This window comes from Exiguobacterium abrahamii (assembly GCF_015645365.1).
Classification (GTDB): Bacteria; Bacillota; Bacilli; order Exiguobacteriales; family Exiguobacteriaceae; genus Exiguobacterium_A; species Exiguobacterium_A abrahamii.
Genome location: NZ_JADOYC010000001.1, coordinates 1,805,569 through 1,819,783, shown reverse-complemented (window position 1 = coordinate 1,819,783; position 14,215 = coordinate 1,805,569). Strand labels below are relative to the sequence as shown.

At 49.0% G+C, this 14,215-nt stretch carries 14 protein-coding genes; all 14 read left to right on the top strand.

Features of this window, described 5'->3' with window-relative positions; genetic code table 11:
• Positions 1–77: 77 nt before the first annotated feature.
• The 14 genes from ITJ88_RS09405 (at position 78) to ITJ88_RS09340 (ending at position 14,126) form a co-directional block, all read left to right on the top strand.
• A complete protein-coding gene (locus tag ITJ88_RS09405; RefSeq protein ID WP_023467692.1) occupies positions 78–794 on the top strand; it encodes a response regulator transcription factor in 717 nt (238 codons plus the stop codon).
• A gap of 2 nt (positions 795–796) precedes the next feature.
• The gene (locus tag ITJ88_RS09400) at positions 797–2,524 is read left to right on the top strand and encodes an ATP-binding protein (protein ID WP_195865462.1); all 1,728 of its coding nucleotides are present in this window, start codon (positions 797–799) and stop codon (positions 2,522–2,524) included.
• 33 nt (positions 2,525–2,557) lie between these two features.
• Positions 2,558–3,109 carry a cob(I)yrinic acid a,c-diamide adenosyltransferase gene (locus ITJ88_RS09395; protein ID WP_029341191.1) on the top strand — a complete coding sequence of 184 codons (552 nt, stop codon included), beginning with the start codon at positions 2,558–2,560 and terminating at the stop codon, positions 3,107–3,109.
• Positions 3,106–4,359, top strand: coding sequence for an EF-P 5-aminopentanol modification-associated protein YfmF (gene yfmF, locus ITJ88_RS09390; protein WP_195865461.1), 1,254 nt, complete (start codon positions 3,106–3,108; stop codon positions 4,357–4,359). The genes ITJ88_RS09395 and yfmF overlap by 4 nt, the downstream gene beginning before the upstream one ends.
• On the top strand, positions 4,356–5,627 hold the full coding sequence (gene yfmH, locus ITJ88_RS09385) for an EF-P 5-aminopentanol modification-associated protein YfmH (protein ID WP_230088706.1): 1,272 nt from the start codon (positions 4,356–4,358) through the stop codon (positions 5,625–5,627). Before yfmF ends, yfmH begins: the two co-directional genes overlap by 4 nt.
• On the top strand, positions 5,627–6,331 hold the full coding sequence (gene ymfI / locus ITJ88_RS09380) for an elongation factor P 5-aminopentanone reductase (RefSeq protein WP_195865460.1): 705 nt from the start codon (positions 5,627–5,629) through the stop codon (positions 6,329–6,331). The genes yfmH and ymfI overlap by 1 nt, the downstream gene beginning before the upstream one ends.
• Before the next feature lie 94 nt (positions 6,332–6,425).
• On the top strand, positions 6,426–7,208 hold the full coding sequence (locus ITJ88_RS09375) for a DUF3388 domain-containing protein (protein WP_023467698.1): 783 nt from the start codon (positions 6,426–6,428) through the stop codon (positions 7,206–7,208).
• 27 nt (positions 7,209–7,235) lie between these two features.
• Positions 7,236–8,135: a helix-turn-helix domain-containing protein gene (locus ITJ88_RS09370; RefSeq protein WP_050678534.1), complete on the top strand. Its 900-nt coding sequence runs from the start codon at positions 7,236–7,238 to the stop codon at positions 8,133–8,135.
• 63 nt (positions 8,136–8,198) lie between these two features.
• Positions 8,199–8,777: a CDP-diacylglycerol--glycerol-3-phosphate 3-phosphatidyltransferase gene (gene pgsA / locus ITJ88_RS09365; RefSeq protein WP_023467700.1), complete on the top strand. Its 579-nt coding sequence runs from the start codon at positions 8,199–8,201 to the stop codon at positions 8,775–8,777.
• A gap of 71 nt (positions 8,778–8,848) precedes the next feature.
• On the top strand, positions 8,849–10,081 hold the full coding sequence (locus ITJ88_RS09360; RefSeq protein ID WP_195865459.1) for a competence/damage-inducible protein A: 1,233 nt from the start codon (positions 8,849–8,851) through the stop codon (positions 10,079–10,081).
• A 111-nt stretch (positions 10,082–10,192) separates the two neighbouring features.
• Positions 10,193–11,236, top strand: coding sequence for a recombinase RecA (gene recA / locus ITJ88_RS09355; RefSeq protein WP_195865458.1), 1,044 nt, complete (start codon positions 10,193–10,195; stop codon positions 11,234–11,236).
• Positions 11,237–11,429: 193 nt separating this feature from the next.
• Entirely contained in the window at positions 11,430–12,992 is a 1,563-nt protein-coding gene (gene rny / locus ITJ88_RS09350) for a ribonuclease Y (RefSeq protein WP_023467703.1), read from the top strand.
• A 49-nt stretch (positions 12,993–13,041) separates the two neighbouring features.
• Positions 13,042–13,836 carry a TIGR00282 family metallophosphoesterase gene (locus tag ITJ88_RS09345; RefSeq protein ID WP_023467704.1) on the top strand — a complete coding sequence of 265 codons (795 nt, stop codon included), beginning with the start codon at positions 13,042–13,044 and terminating at the stop codon, positions 13,834–13,836.
• 29 nt (positions 13,837–13,865) lie between these two features.
• Positions 13,866–14,126 carry a stage V sporulation protein S gene (locus ITJ88_RS09340; protein WP_023467705.1) on the top strand — a complete coding sequence of 87 codons (261 nt, stop codon included), beginning with the start codon at positions 13,866–13,868 and terminating at the stop codon, positions 14,124–14,126.
• Positions 14,127–14,215 lie beyond the last annotated feature (89 nt).

Genomic DNA, 14,215 nt, shown 5'->3' with positions numbered 1-14,215 from the left:
CCATTCTTTTCGTTTCATAGTATACTAAAAGAGTAGTAGGATAGAGGAGTAGAGTTTAGTTTATAGGAGGAGACAGCATGTCAGAAGAAGCACGTATTTTAGTCGTCGACGATGAAGAACGGATTCGTCGCCTGTTGAAGATGTATCTGGAGCGGGAAAATTTCACGATCGAGGAAGCAGACAATGGAGAGACGGCGCTTGAAATGGCGCTTGAGACAGAATACGATGTCATTCTCCTCGACTTGATGATGCCGAAGATGGACGGGATGCAAGTTTGTGAAGAATTGCGGAAAACGAAAGCGACGCCAATCGTCATGTTGACGGCAAAAGGCGAAGAGACGAACCGCGTCCATGGGTTTGAGATGGGGGCAGATGATTATATCGTCAAACCATTCAGTCCACGTGAAGTCGTCTTGCGTGTCAAAGCGATTCTTCGTCGGGCAAGTGCAACGAAATTCCTCCACACGGATGCGAAAACAAAAGATGTCATCGTCTTCCCGCACTTGACGATCGACAATGACGCGCACCGCGTGACGGTCGAGTCGCAAGAAGTCAATTTAACACCAAAAGAATACGAACTCTTGTATTTCTTAGCAAAACAAACGGATAAGGTATTCTCGCGGGAACAATTACTCAAGGAAGTCTGGAACTATGAATTTTTCGGAGATCTGCGGACGGTCGATACACACGTCAAACGTCTGCGTGAAAAGCTGAATCGTTTGTCCCCGAACGCCGCTCAAATGATCACGACGGTCTGGGGTGTCGGATACAAGTTCGAGAATAGTCCGACCTGACGATGAAATGGTTGCAAAGCGTTGTCATCAAACTATGGGGAACGATTTTGTTACTCGTTTCGGTCGTCTTGATTGCCTTGACGATCTTGTTACTTGAATTTTTCAACTCGTTCCATATCGAACAGGAACGGGGGCACTTGGCAAAGCTCGGTCAACAAGTCGAGACTGTCTTTCAGGCGCACTCCGGCATCGAGGAAGGGTCGAGTACTGCGGTTGAAATCACGGATATCTACGGGGCGACACTGATCGCAAAGACCCAGGACGATTCCGTCGAAGCGAACATCTCACAAGCGAAGGCGAACCGGATCATCAAAGAACTCGAACGTCAGAACTGGAAAGCGATTGATGGTGAAGAAGGCGAAACAGCGATCGGCAACTATGAGACGTTCGATGGAAAGGCGGCACTCGCGTATCGGGCACCGCTCATTACGGACAGTGGCAACGGAACGATCTACTTGATCGAGCAATTGACGAACATCGAACAGGCGAATGAAGGCGCACGTCAAATCATTCAGCTCTGTGTCCTGTTAGCGATCATCGGAACGACCGTCTTTGCCTTCTTCCTCTCGACACGGATCACGGCACCACTGCGGACGATTCGTCAAGCTGTCGTTGAGGCCGGTGAAGGAAAGTTCGATCAGAGCCTGACGCAACGTTCGCGGGATGAAATCGGTGACTTAGCGCTTGCGTTCAATGAAATGAGTAGTCAACTCAATCAATACGTCACGGATCTCGACAAGGAGCGACATTTACTCTCCTCGATTCTGCGCTGTATGGCAGACGGCGTGTTGACGTTCTCAAAATCAGGTGAGCTCCTCGCGACGAATCCACCAGCTGAAGCATTTTTAGCAGGTTCTCCTGTACCGGATGAACTGATTGAACTGTTCCAGACGGTCATGCAGGAAGAGACGGAGATGACGGTTTCCTTCGAACGAGAAGGACGCTTCTACATCATCATCGTCAGTCCGTTACTCGAACAAGAAGAACAGATCGGAGCGGTCGCCGTCCTGCGTGATATGACGGAAGCACAGCAACTCGAGAAGATGCGCGCTGATTTCGTTGCGAACGTCAGTCATGAACTGCGGACTCCACTCGTCATGCTGCAAGGGTACTCAGAAGCGATTGTCGATGGCATGACCGAAAGTGATGAAGCAACAAAGGAATTCGCTTCGATCATTTACGACGAGTCCCAGCGACTGTCAAGACTCGTTAACGATCTTCTTGATCTTGCGCGCATGGAAGCGGGATATCAGGAGTTACGGATTGAATCCGTCGAAGCAATACCTTTTGCGAATCGGGTGATCAAGAAGTTCAAACAGATGGGACGCGATAAACAAGTTACCTTCTCGGTTTCTGGTCCGAACATCGCGTTTGAAGCAGACCCTGATCAAATGGAGCAAGTCTTGACGAACCTGCTTGGGAACGCCCTGCGTTATACGGAGAACGGTGAAATCAAGATTAAGATTGACGAAGATAGGGAAAACATTACATTATCCGTCATTGATTCGGGTGACGGAATTCCAGAAGAAGATCTACCGTTCGTCTTTGACCGTTTTTATAAAGCGGATAAAGCGCGGACACGTGGCAAGACGGGTACAGGAATCGGTCTTGCGATCGTGGCGAATGTCGTCCGAGCTCATGGTGGTGAAGTCGAAGTCGATAGCCGCTTGGGAGAGGGAGCGACCTTCCGGATCCGATTACCGAAAAAACAAGGGAAGCGAACATTATGAGTCGCTTCCTTTCGCTATAGGAGTGAATGAAACATGAAAATTTACACGAAGTCTGGTGACGAAGGAGAAACATCTCTCGTTGGTGGAAGAGTCAAAAAAAATGATCGGTTGATCAGCTTGATGGGAGAACTCGACGAATTGAACAGTTTCGTCGGACTTGCCCGGACGAAAGCATCATCAATCGAGGTGCGTGAGCAACTGACAGTGATCCAGCACGCGCTATTCGATTGTGGTAGTGACTTGATGTATGTCGAGCCGCGCCCGTCACGTTTGAGTCAAGAAGCGACGGTTGATTTAGAAAGTTGGATTGACACGTTAACGGAGTTATCGCCGCCGCTCGATAAGTTCATCTTGCCCGGCGGAACGGAAGCAGCTGCAACGTTACACGTGGCACGGACGGTCTGTCGTCGCGTTGAACGTTCGATGATCGATGTCCCTCAAGCGGCTCATTTGTTACCGTTCATCAACCGACTCAGTGACTTCTTCTTTACAGCAGCCCGTTACGAGAATGCCGTCAAACAAAAAGCAGATATTGAATATGTCCGCAGTGCGCATGTATTCAAACGAAAGGATGGAGAGCAATGAGTCAGTCATTTAGCACATGGAAAAAGGAAGGAACGAGCTATCATCTCGTTCCGACCGATAAATTCAAGACGACGACGATTCTCGTCACATTTTCAGCACCGTTAGAAGCGAAGACGCTGACAAGCCGTGCAATCTTACCGTACATCATGGAAAAATCGACAGCCGCTTATCCGTCGATGAAAGCGTTACGTGAGCCGCTTGAAACACTGTATGATGCGGGACTTTATGCGGACGCGTCGAAGTTCGGAGAAGAGCATGTCATCTCGTTCCAACTCGATGTCGTTCGGGGAGAACTCGTCCATCATCCGTCGTTGTTAAAAGAAGCACTCGAATTGCTCGAGCAAATGGTGCTGTATCCGGATTTGACGGAAGGTGGCTTCCGTGAACAGTTCGTCAAACAAGAAAAACGACTGCATGCCTTACGGATCAGTTCATTATATGATGACAAAATGCGCTATGCACAGCAACGTCTTCTTGAATTAATGGCACCAGGTGAAGCCGTCGCGTTGCCATCGCTTGGAACACTCGAAGAACTCGAGCAAATCACCCCGTCATCCTTGCGTGATACATACCGTTCGATGATTGAAGACGACCGGATTGATGTCTTCGTCGTCGGGCATGTGACGAAGGAGGAGATGGAAGACGCGTTGTCCTTCTTGCCATCGCATTCTGAAAAAATCAGTCATTACATTCCGGCCCAAAAAACAGTCAATGGTGTGAAACGGTCGAGCGAAACGCAACCGATCAAACAAGGTAAATTGCATCTCGGTTACCGGGTAGCGGTCGACCCAACTTCCGCTGACTCGATTCGGATGCAAATCGTCAATGGTCTGTTCGGCGGCTTCCCGCATTCAAAACTGTTCATGAATGTCCGTGAAAAAGAGAGTCTCGCGTATTATGCGGCTTCACGGTATGCGGCATTGAACAGTGCACTTTATGTTTATGCCGGGGTCGACACGAAAGAAGCGGAACGTGCCGAGAAAATCATCTTGGAACAACTCGTTGATTTGAAAGCAGGACAGTTCACGGATGAAGAATTGACACAGACGAAGGCGATGTTGATCAATGCGCGCCGTCAAATCCTTGATCAACCGGGCCAATTGATTGGTTGGTTGAATGGTTCGAAGATGCGTGGACTGACACTGGAGGATGAGATTCATATCATTGAAACGGCGACACGTGAAGACGTCGTTCGATTAGCAGCGGCAATCGATCTTGATGCCGTATATCTATTGCGAGGTGAAGCATGATGGAACAACTAACCTATCACGATACAGACGAAACGGTATACCACGAGCAGCTCGATAACGGCTTATCCGTCTATTTGTTGCAAAAAAAAGGATACGAAAAGACGTATGCGACGTTTACGACGCGTTATGGTTCGATCGATCAACGATTCAAAAAAGGGGAGGAATGGATCACGGTACCGGACGGCATCGCCCATTTCCTCGAGCATAAGATGTTCGAATCTGAAAAAGGGGACGTCTTCCAAGAGTTCGGTCGTCTCGGTGCCTCTGCGAACGCCTTTACCTCGTTCTCGCGGACAGCGTACTTGTTCTCAGCGACGTCGCTGATCGAACAAAACCTCGAGACGTTGATCGATTTCGTACAAGATCCCTACTTCACGCCGGAAAGCGTTGAAAAAGAGAAGGGAATCATCACGCAGGAAATCCAGATGTATCAAGATAATCCGGGATGGCGTCTGTTCTTCGGTCTGATCGAATCGATGTATACATCGCATCCGGTCCGGATCGATATCGCGGGAACTCCGGAATCAATCAATCAAATCACGGCCGATGACTTGTACACGTGCTACCGTACGTTCTATCATCCATCGAACATGGTGTTGTTCGTCGTCGGAAACATCGACCCGGAAGAGACACTGGCATTGATCAAGGCGAACCAGGCGAAGAAAGACTATACGGATCGCCCGGCAATCGAACGGGATTACGGTCAAGAGCCGCACGGCGTACATCGTCCACGCTTTGAACTCGAGCTCGACGTGAAGACACCAAAGGTATTGATCGGTTATAAGGACGAATCGCTTCGCGGCGAAGCACAAGTCCGCCGTGAGTTAACGAGTGAACTGCTGTTACACCTCTTGTTCGATCAGACATCATCGACGTATTTGGAACTGTATGAAGACGGTCTGATTGACGATACGTTCAGCTTTGATTACTCGAGTGAGGAAGAGTTCGCCTTTGCGACGTTTGGAATGGAGACAGAAGATCCAGACAAGTTCATCCAAGCGTATGAGATGCTCCTGCAAACACGACCGGATTTTACGGAAGACGAAGTGACGCGCAAGCGGAACATGATGCAAGGGAAGTTCCTCCGTGCCTTGAATTCACCGGAATTCATCGCGAATCAGTTCTCGCGTCACGCACTTGCCGGTACGAACCTATTCACGCTTCCGACGTTGATTGCTTCGATTACGAAAGAAGAGATTGAAGCTCGTTTTGACGAGTTGTTCGCCATTGAAAACCGGGCGATCTCAATCGTCAAACCGTACGCGTGATGCGAATCCTCATCACCGGTGCGAGTGGCGCCATTGGTCTTGCGGCAGCAAAACAACTCGCTGCCGCCGGACATGAATTGGTGCTTCAGACGTATCGACAGCAAGCGGTTTTAGAACGGATGATAGAGGAGTGGCAAGGCGAGCACCACATCCTGACTGCGAACTTAGCAGACGAGGAGGACTTGCAGGCATTTTGTGCGGCATTACCTGTTGTCGATGCTTTCGTCCATTGTGCCGGAACGAGTTATAGCGGTCTGTTGCTCGATCAATCGGCAACATCAATGCATGAACTTTGGAAAATCCATGTCGAGGCATTGATGCGCATCAGCCAAACCGTAACACGGACGAAACCGTTTACGTCGAAGCTTGCGATCGTCGTCATCAGTAGTGTACTAGGGGAACAAGGTGTCGCGGGTGAGGTCGTCTATTCGACGTGCAAGGCGGCACAGCTCGGATTCGTCAAAGCATACAGTAAGGAACTTGGACCGATGCACGGACGTATCAACGCGATTACGCCGGGATGGATTGATACGCCGATGAACGCGATTTTCTCGGAAGATGAAAAGGAACAAGCAATCGCTGAAATCCCTGTCGGTCGATTCGGAAAAGCAGAGGAAGTGGCTTCTGCCATCCGTTACTTAGTGCAACCCGAATCAAGTTATGTGTCGGGAGCCATCCTTAAAATAGATGGCGCGTGGATGTAGGTGATGGAATTTCAGTTCAGGAATGCTTTTCATTTTTCAAAAAATCATTTAACATGAGGAATGGATAATCGTATTGATAGAGGAGGATGGGCGCGTGAGTGAGTTCGAGCAATGGTATCTCGAATATGAATTAAAGGTCAACCGTCCCGGTATACTCGGGGACATTGCTTCGTTGATGGGAATGTTACATATTTCGATCGTAACGATCAATGGTGTCGATCATCAACGACGCGGTATGTTGCTCCAAACGAAACAACCGGATCAAATTCCACGACTCGCCGCTATTCTCAAGACGATGTCAACCATAGAGGTCATCAAACTACGAAAACCAAAACTACGTGACCGAATCGCGATTCGTCACGGGCGCTATATCGATCAAAGCAGTGATGAACGAAAGACGTTCCGCTTCGTTCGGGAAGACTTAGGGATTCTCGTCGATTTCATGGCAGAGCTATGTAAACAGGATGGGCACTTGTTGATTGGTGTCCGCGGCATGCCACGCGTCGGTAAGACGGAATCGATCGTCGCAGCGAGTGTCAGTGCGAATAAGAAATGGCTGTTCCTATCGTCGACGTTGATTAAACAGACGGTTCGAACATCGTTGTTCGATGATGAACGGACGGGTGATTACGTCTACATCATCGATGCGTTAGTGTCACAACGTAATTTCGATGAGCGACACTGGCAAATCCTGCGTGAAGTCATGCGTCTACCGGCGACGAAGATTGTCGAACATCCGGATGCGTTCGTCAAATCGAGTGAGTATACGTGGGATGATTTTGACTACATCATTGAATTACGCAACACGACTGAAGAAATCATTGTGACTGAACTGCCTCGTTCCCATGGGGGAAATGATTGGTTCAACTTTGAATAAGTATGAAAAATGGAAGGTGTGTTACCGATGACCGAGCTCGGAACCTACTTAAAAGAACAACGGGAGGCACTTGGTGTCTCTCTCGAACAAATTCAAACGACGACGAAGATTCAAAAGCGTTACATCGTCGCGATCGAAGAAGGAAATTATGATCAATTGCCGGGTGCTTTTTACGCCCGGGCCTTCATCAAGACATATGCTGAAGCACTCGGTCTTGACGTCGATGAAGTCTTTACGACCTATAAACGTGATCTTCCGGAACCGGAAGCACAACCGGTCGTCGAACTGTCACGACGCGCGACGTATTCGAAATCAAGTGCTCCGAAGAAGAGCGTTGCGAAGCGTTGGATTCCGAACATCATCATCATCGTTCTAATCTTTGCAATCGGTGCTGCCTTGTATTATGGTCTGCAGACGTTCCTCGACGGTAACGAAGAGGCAAAGACGTCCGCACCGAAGCAAAATGATGTCACGATCGATCAAGGGGACGCGCCAAGTAAAGAGACGGATGCGCCTGCGAAGACAGAAGAAGAGCCGAAGGAAGAACCGGCAAAGCAGGAAGAAACAAAAGAAGAACCTAAAAAAGAGGCACTTGCTGCGAAGTCGACATCTGGTCAAGATGTCACGTATGAAGTCGCAACGAAAGATACGATGAGTGTCTCGATTCAAATCAAGAAAGATGCCTCTCCGTCGCCATTCGTTGGTGTACGTGATACATCACTTGAAGGAGAAGCACTCGCGCCAGACCACATCAACGCATCGGATCCGAATCCGATCGTCGTGAAGGACGCGAAGACGGACTTGATCCGGATCCGGATCGGTTCGATTAAAGGGATTGATAAAATCGTCGTCAATGACCAAGAACTGAAACTGAACCGTTCGCTTCTCGTCCAAAACATCTATCTAAAGAAAGTAGCCACGCCGTAATACGGCGTGCCTTCTTTTAGATGGCATGTCATTTACATATGAAATGAAGGAGGAGGGCGTTACATGAACTTACCGAATCAATTGACAGTATTACGCGTTTTATTAATTCCCGTGTTCGTCATCGTACTTGCGATTGATCCGAACTGGGGACAGTGGGATGTGTTGGGAGCTGAGCTTCCCGTCTCACACTTCGTTGCAGCTATCATCTTCCTTGTTGCTTCACTGACGGACTGGCTCGATGGTTATATCGCTCGCAAACAAAAATTAGTAACGAACTTTGGAAAATTCATGGATCCACTTGCCGACAAGATGTTAGTCGCTGCTGCTCTTGTCTACTTGGTGGAACTTGGATTCGTCGCAGCATGGATCGTCGTCATCATTCTTTGTCGAGAGTTCGCAGTCACGGGTCTTCGTCTCGTCGCATCTGACGAAGGGATCGTCCTTGCTGCCGGAAACTCTGGCAAAGCCAAGACATGGGTCCAGCTGACATCGATCACGGCATACTTGTTGCACGATATCATCTTTGCGATGTGGAACATTCCGTTCGCAGATATTACGATGTGGCTTGCTTTAATCTTGACGATCTACTCAGGCGTCGAATATTTCTCGAAAAACATTAAGTTAATTACGAAATCCATGTAAGATGGATCAATTTAGACTGTTCGTCATACCGAACAGTCTTTTCTTATACTTCAAGAAGGTGAGGAATCAACATGAAAGCAGAAATCATCGCAGTCGGAAGCGAACTTCTCCTTGGGGAAATCGCGAACACGAATGCACAGTACCTTTCCGAATGGTTAGCAAGTGCCGGAATTGACGTTCATTATCATACAGTCGTCGGTGACAATCGCGAACGGATGCAAGAGACATTCCGCCAGGCACAACAGCGGGCGGATCTCCTTGTCATCACAGGAGGTCTTGGACCAACGGAAGACGATTTGACGAAAGAGGTGCTCGCTGATCTCCTCGGACGTGATCTCATCCTTGATCAAGCAGCGTACGAGCGAATCGAAGGGTTTTTAAAGACACGTCAACGGGAGATGACGATCAACGAACGAAAACAAGCTCTCGTCATCGATGGTGCGACGGTTTTGCGTAACGATGCAGGGCTTGCACCGGGTATGTCGGTCCAGACGGAGCATCACCAATATATCGTCTTACCCGGTGTGCCGCGCGAGATGAAGCAAATTCTCAAAGATCACTTCAGCCATCTATTCGGTCAAGAAACGATTCGTTCTCGGACGTTACGATTTTTTGGAATCGGGGAATCGGCTTTAAACGACCGTCTAGAAACGTTGATTAAAGAAGCGACCAATCCATCGGTCGCACCGTATGCGGAGCTTGCTGAAGTCCGGTTGCGCCTGACGGCTAAAGCACTCGATCAACAGGAAGCTGATCGTATGCTCGATGAACTCGAACAACACGTCCTTGCTGAAGTCGGCATGTACTTTTATGGATATGGGGAGACGAGTCTGCCGGAAGTCGTCCTAAAACGGTATCAAGAAGCAGGATTGACACTTTCGCTCGCCGAATCACTGACGGGAGGAGCTGTCGCGAGTGGTCTCGTTGATGTCAGCGGTGCGAGTCAAGTGTTGCGCGGAAGCGCCGTCGTCTATGATGATGCAGCGAAGCAAGCCGTGTTATCGGTATCAGAGGATTTATTACGAGAGCATACTGCTGTCAGTAAAGAGGTCGCGATTGCGATGGCTGAAGGGGCACGAGAACTGTATCAATCCGATATCGCTGTCGCCTTGACGGGGGAAGCAGGTCCGACGAGCAACAGTGGAAAAGTGGTAGGAACGGTCTATTGTGCTGTTGCGGACGCACATGGAACACGAATCGTCGAATGGCAATATCCATCGTTCGACAGAGGTATGATTCGACTGCGCGCCGTCAAGGATACCTATTTCCTTCTACTGAAACATCTCGAAAAAGCACCAGAGTGAGAAAAATGATCAAAGTGCAAGTATGCGAATAAATGTTCGTAAAATGCTTGTCATTCGGTCTCAAAAGAAGTACAATAATCTCAGTAAGATAATTAAAAGGAGGCCTGCTACGTGAGTGATCGTAAAGCAGCACTTGAGATGGCGTTACGCCAGATAGAGAAACAGTTCGGTAAAGGTTCTATCATGAAACTCGGAGAAAATGCGGATCAGAAGGTATCAGTAATCTCTTCTGGATCGATTACATTAGATATTGCCCTAGGTGCAGGTGGATACCCACGTGGACGGGTCATCGAAGTATACGGACCTGAATCGTCAGGTAAAACAACGGTTGCGCTTCATGCAATCGCAGAAGTTCAAAAACAAGGCGGACAAGCAGCATTCATCGATGCGGAGCACGCGCTTGATCCAGCATATGCAAACAAACTTGGTGTCAACATCGATGAACTCCTCTTGTCACAACCGGATACTGGGGAACAGGCACTTGAAATCGCGGAAGCACTCGTTCGTTCTGGTGCGGTCGATATTCTTGTCGTCGACTCTGTTGCGGCACTCGTACCAAAAGCAGAGATCGAGGGTGAGATGGGTGACTCACACGTTGGTCTTCAAGCACGTTTGATGAGCCAAGCGCTTCGTAAGTTGTCTGGTGCAACGAATAAATCGAAGACGATCGTCATCTTCATCAACCAAATCCGTGAAAAAATCGGTGTCATGTTCGGTAACCCGGAAACAACTCCAGGTGGTCGCGCACTCAAATTCTACTCGTCTGTACGTTTAGAAGTGCGTCGTGCAGAAGCGTTGAAAAACGGTACGGACGTCGTCGGTAACAAAACGAAGATTAAAGTCGTCAAAAACAAGATCGCACCTCCGTTTAAACAAGCAGAAGTTGATATCATGTACGGTCAAGGGATTTCGAAGGTCGGTGAGTTGATCGACATCGGAACAGACCTCGATATCGTTCAAAAGAGTGGTGCATGGTACTCGTACAACTCAGAGCGTCTCGGTCAAGGACGTGAGAACGCGAAGCAATACATGGTCGAGCATCCGGAAGTCGCAGCAGAGGTCGAACGTTTGATTCGTGAACATCACGGTCTCGTCGATCGCGAAGAGCCGGTTGATTTCGAAGCAGAACAACCAGAAGATCTATTTGCTGAATAAACCGTTTCAGAGAGGATTCGCATGCGAATCCTCTCTTTTTTAGTGTAAAAGAGGAAAACAGTGGAATTCTTTCCCGTCCGTTCGTTGACAATGAACGAGTGCTATCCTTACAATATAGATGTACGTTTTTTAGACAGCTTCGATGAAATACCGAAATGAACTAAGAAACACCTTGCAAAGGGGAGGTGAACCCATGAGTACACTGACTTGGATTGTCATACTTCTCCTCACTTTGCTGATCGCATTCATCGTAGGCTACTTCTTGCGGAAATCGATTGCAGAAGCGAAAATTCAAGGCGCAGAAACGGAAGCGAACAAAATCGTCGAACGTGCGCGTGAATCGGCTGAGGCAACGAAAAAAGAAGCAGTACTCGAAGCGAAAGATGAAGCATTCAAACTTCGTAACGAAGTGGAAAAAGAATTGCGTGAACGTCGCCAAGAGCTAGCGAAACAAGAAGCCCGGTTGCTCCAGAAAGAAGAGACACTCGATCGCCGTGTTGACGCTATCGACCGTAAGGAAGATCAAATCAATACACGTGATGCAGAGATCGCGAAACGGAAGCATCAAGCTGAAGAACTAGAGCGCAAAGTAGAGGACCTGTATGAACAGGGACGTCAAGAGCTTGTCCGCGTCGCGAATTTATCGCAAGACGAGGCAAGAACGATCATCATGGATGAGACGAAACAGGCTGCTTTACATGACGCAGCCATTCTTCAAAAAGAAATCGAACAAAAAGCAAAAGAAGAAGCCGACAAGAAAGCACGTAACATCTTGTCACTTGCGATTCAACGGTTCGCCGCTGAACATATCGCAGAGACGACTGTATCGGTCGTCAACTTACCGAACGATGAGATGAAAGGTCGGATCATCGGACGGGAAGGCCGCAACATCCGTACGCTCGAGACCTTGACTGGGATCGACTTGATCATCGATGATACGCCGGAAGCCGTCATTTTGTCTGGTTTTGACCCAATTCGTCGCGAAGTCGCTAAAATGGCGCTCGAGAAATTGGTTCAGGATGGTCGGATTCACCCGGCCCGTATTGAAGAGATGGTCGACAAATCCCGTCGTGAAGTCGACGAGCGGATTCGAGAAATCGGGGAAGAAGCGACGTATGATGTCGGAATCCACGGCATTCATCCGGACCTTGTCAAAATTCTCGGTCGCTTGAAGTACCGTACGAGTTACGGGCAGAACGTCCTGTATCACTCACTTGAGGTTGCCCACCTTGCAGGTATGATGGCAGCTGAACTTGGAGAAGATGTCACGCTTGCGAAGCGTGCGGGTCTTCTGCATGATATCGGGAAAGCGATCGACCACGAAGTCGAAGGCAGTCACGTTGAGATCGGAGTCGAGCTCGGTACGAAGTACAAAGAGCATCCAACCGTCATCAATGCGATCGCGTCCCACCACGGGGATACGGAAGCGACATCTGTCATTTCCGTCTTGGTTGCAGCTGCGGATGCATTATCTGCTGCTCGCCCAGGTGCACGTCAAGAGACACTCGAAAGTTATATCCGCCGTCTTGAACGCCTCGAGGAAATCTCGGAATCGTTCGACGGTGTCGAAAAATCATTTGCGATCCAAGCGGGTCGTGAAGTCCGTATCATCGTTCGACCTGACGTCGTCGATGATGTACTGGCTCACAAGATGGCGAGTGACATCCGGAAAAAAATCGAAGAAGAACTCGATTATCCGGGACACATCAAGGTCACGGTCATTCGGGAAACACGAGCAGTCGAATACGCGAAATAAGTGGAGTGGCGGGCGACCGCCACTTTTTTTAATGAACGGAGGAACAGCAATGAAGATTTTATTCATCGGAGACGTCGTCGGTGCACCCGGTCGACATATCCTACAACAATTCACAGCACGCTTGAAAGCGAAGTACAACCCGAACGTCATGCTCGTCAACGGCGAAAACGCAGCACACGGACGCGGCATCACGAAGTCGATCTATCATCAATTCCTTGAACTCGGATTCCACGGAATCACGATGGGGAACCACACGTTTGATAACCGCGACATCTTTGACTGGATCGACGACGCGGACCGAATCGTCCGTCCGGCGAACTATCCGGAAGGTACGCCAGGTCGCGGGATGATGATCGTCAAAGCAGGTAATAAAAAGATTGCCGTCATCAACGTCCAAGGAACGGTCTTCTTACCACCACTCGGTGATCCGTTCCGTACCGTCGATGCACTGATTGCGGAAGTCGAAGGAAAAGTCGATGCCATCTTCGTTGATGTCCATGCGGAAGCAACGAGTGAGAAAATTGCGATGGGCTATCACCTCGATGGTCGAGTACAAGCTGTTGTCGGCACACATACGCACGTTCAGACAGCAGATGAGCGTGTCCTTGACGGAGGAACGGCTTACATCACGGATGTCGGGATGACAGGTCCGCTGAACGGCGTGCTCGGAATGCGCCAGGAAGATGTCCTCCGAAAATTCAAGACACAGCTCCCAACACGGTTTGAAGTTGCCGAAGGACGGGAACAACTTAATGGAGTCTTGATTCATATCGATGACACAACCAAAAAAGCAACGAAGATTGAACGGATTCATCTGACGGATCAGTCAGTATTCTTCGACTGATTGCCATTTCTGGATGGGGAGGTACACGCATGGACGTCCTGAAAGTATCAGCTAAGTCGAATCCAAACGCGGTAGCAGGTGCACTCGCGGGTGTCATTCGAGAGAGAGGTTCCGTCGAGATTCAGGCCATTGGTGCGGGAGCGCTCAATCAGTCTGTCAAAGCCGTCGCCATCGCACGCGGATTCGTGGCGCCTTCTGGCATCGACTTGATTTGTATCCCAGCCTTCACAGACATTTTGATTGATGGGGAAGAGAGAACCGCCATCAAACTCATCATCGAACCACGATGACGAATTGGACATAGGTCCTATTTGCAAGTAGACCATTTACTCGACTGGAGTAGATGGTCTTTTTGCTGCGTCTGCGAAATTTTCTCACC